Source organism: Allostella sp. (assembly GCF_041913585.1).
Classification (GTDB): Bacteria; Pseudomonadota; Alphaproteobacteria; order ATCC43930; family Allostellaceae; genus Allostella.
This window is the reverse complement of the sequence record NZ_JAYSFE010000164.1, coordinates 5,768-8,267: the sequence shown is the minus strand read 5'-3', so window position 1 is coordinate 8,267 and position 2,500 is coordinate 5,768. Positions and strand designations below refer to the sequence as shown.

2 protein-coding genes and 1 pseudogene are annotated in these 2,500 nt (G+C 68.5%); all 3 read right to left on the bottom strand.

Annotation, left to right across the window (positions count from 1 at the left end):
• The coding region (locus tag ACE3Q3_RS21500; RefSeq protein ID WP_374449417.1) for a ribonucleotide-diphosphate reductase subunit beta at window positions 1-951 on the bottom strand (951 nt) is incomplete at its 3' end.
• 23 nt (window positions 952-974) lie between these two features.
• Window positions 975-1,454: a dUTP diphosphatase gene (gene dut / locus ACE3Q3_RS21495; RefSeq protein ID WP_374449415.1), complete on the bottom strand. Its 480-nt coding sequence runs from the start codon at window positions 1,452-1,454 to the stop codon at window positions 975-977.
• 26 nt (window positions 1,455-1,480) lie between these two features.
• Window positions 1,481-2,500 (bottom strand): annotated as a pseudogene (locus ACE3Q3_RS21490) (ribonucleotide-diphosphate reductase subunit alpha); the annotation flags it as partial.

Below are 2,500 nucleotides of genomic sequence, written 5' to 3'. Positions count from 1 at the left end.
CCAGGTGGCGGACCAGTCGCCGCGGGTGGCGGCCTTGGAATATTCGGTCGAGCGGGTCTCGAAGAAGTTGGCGTGCTCGACGCCGTTGAGGATCGAAGTCAGCCAGGGCAGCGGGTGCTGCTCGACGTGGAAGAGGGCGGGCAGGCCGAGCTGCTTCAGGCGCCAGTCGGCGATGTAGCGGATGTAGCGCTTGAGGTCGGCGGCCGTCATGCCCTGGACCGGCCCCATCTCGAAGGCGAGGTCGATGAAGTCGTCCTCGAGGGCGACGACGGTGCGGCAGCAGTCGACGATGTCGTCCTTCACCGCCCGCGTCAGGCAGCCGGTCTCGCGCGCGAAGGCGTGGAAGAGGCGGACGATGCCCTCGCAATGCAGGCTCTCGTCGCGCACCGACCAGGAGACGATCTGGCCCATCCCCTTCATCTTGTTGAAGCGCGGGAAGTTCATCAGCATGGCGAAGCTGGCGAAGAGCTGCAGCCCCTCGGTGAAGGCGCCGAACATCGCCAGCGTGCGGGCGATGTCGGCATCGCTGCCGACCCCGAAATTCTGCATGTAGTCGTGCTTGGCCGCCATCTCGCGGTGCTGCAGGAAGGCGCCGTACTCGGACTCCGGCATGCCGATGGTGTCGAGCAGGTGGCTGTAGGCGGCGATGTGGATCGTCTCCATGTTGGAGAAGGCCGTCAGCATCATCTTGATCTCGGTCGGCTTGAACACCCGGCCGTAGCGCTCGTGGTAGCAGTCCTGCACCTCGACGTCGGCCTGGGTGAAGAAGCGGAAGATCTGGGTCAGCAGGTTGCGCTCGTGCGCCGTCAGCTTGCGCGCCCAGTCGCGGCAATCCTCGCCCAGCGGCACCTCCTCCGGCATCCAGTGGATCTGCTGCTGGCGCTTCCAGAACTCGTAGGCCCAGGGATACTCGAAGGGCTTGTAGAGCTTGCGGGCGGAGAGGAGGGGCATCGGGGGCTCGCGGGGCTGGAAGGTCAGGCGGCGGCGATGCCGGTCGAGCCGAAGCCGCCGGCGCCGCGCTGGGAGGTGGCCGAGAACTGGTCGACGATGGCGAATTCGGGCCGCAGGATCGGCACGAAGACGAGCTGGGCGATGCGGTCGCCGGGCTCGATCGTGATCGCCGCCGCCGCGTCGCCGGCGGGATTGCGGTTCCACACCGAGACCATGATCTCGCCCTGGTAGTCGGCGTCGATGACGGCGACGCCGTTGCCCAGCACGAGGCCCCGCTTGTGGGCGAGGCCGGAGCGCGGATAGATCATGGCGGCGACGGCGGGGTCGGCCATGTGGACGGCGATGCCGCTCGGCACCAGCACGGCCGGCGCCTGCGGCGCCAGCACCAGCGGCGCCTCCAGGCAGGCGACGAGGTCGATGCCGGCCGCCATCGGCGTCTGGTAGCCCGGCATCCCGAACCGGGCGAGCAGGTCCGGCCGCAGCAGGCGGATTTCGCAGCGCATGATCGGTCCCTCGATCCCGGCCGCCCTCACTGGCAGGCCAGGCACTCGTCGTAGTCGCGGACCTCGGCCAGCAGGCGGCGCCGGTCGATCGTGTTGTCGGCCTCGACGCCGCCGGCGAAGGCGGCGCGCTGCACGCTCTTCGAGCGGCAGTAGTAGAGGCTCTTCAGCCCCATCTCCCACGCCCGGTAGTGGAGCATGAGGAGGTCCCACTTCTCCGCGTCGCCCGGCAGGAAGAGGTTGAGCGAGGTCGACTGGCAGACATGGGGCGTGCGGTCGGCCGCGAACTCCAGCAGCCAGCGCTGGTCGATCTCGAAGGCGGTGCGGAAACACGCCTTCTCGTCCGCGGAGAGGAAGTCGAGATGCTGGACCGAGCCCTCGTGCTCCAGGATCGAATCCCAGACCTCGTCGCGATCGTGCCCCTTCTGGCGCAGCAGCGTCTCGAGATGGCGGTTCTTCACCGCGAACGAGCCGGACAGCGTCTTGTGGGTGTAGAGGTTGGCCGGGATCGGCTCGATGCCGGCCGAGGTGCCGCCGCAGATGATCGAGATCGAGGCCGTCGGCGCGATCGCGATCTTGTGGCTGAAGCGCTCCATGGTGCCGGTCTCGGCGGCGTCGAGGCAGGGACCGCGCTCGACCGCCAGCACCATCGAGGCGGCGTCGGCGCGCTCCTTGATGTGGCGGAAGATCCGCAGGTTCCAGGACTTGGCGAGCGCGCTCTCGAGCGGGATGCCCATGCCCTGCAGGAAGCTGTGGAAGCCCATGACGCCGAGCCCGACCGAGCGCTCGCGCATGGCGCTGTACTTCGCCCGCGCCATGGCGTCGGGCGCGCGCTCGATGAAGTCCTGCAGGACGTTGTCGAGGAAGCGCATGACGTCCTCGATGAAGCGGCGGTCGCCCTTCCACTCCTCCCAGGTCTCGCAGTTGAGCGACGACAGGCAGCAGACGGCGGTGCGGTCGCGGCCGAGATGATCCGGGCCGGTCGCCAGCGTGATCTCGCTGCACAGGTTGGAGGTGGTGACGGTGAGGCCGAGGTCGCGCTGGTGCTG

What these genes read in the sequence shown, in the direction of transcription:
- dut (WP_374449415.1), bottom strand. Translation starts at nt 1,454, where the DNA reads ATGCGCTGCGAAATCCGCCTGCTGCGGCCGGACCTGCTCGCCCGGTTC.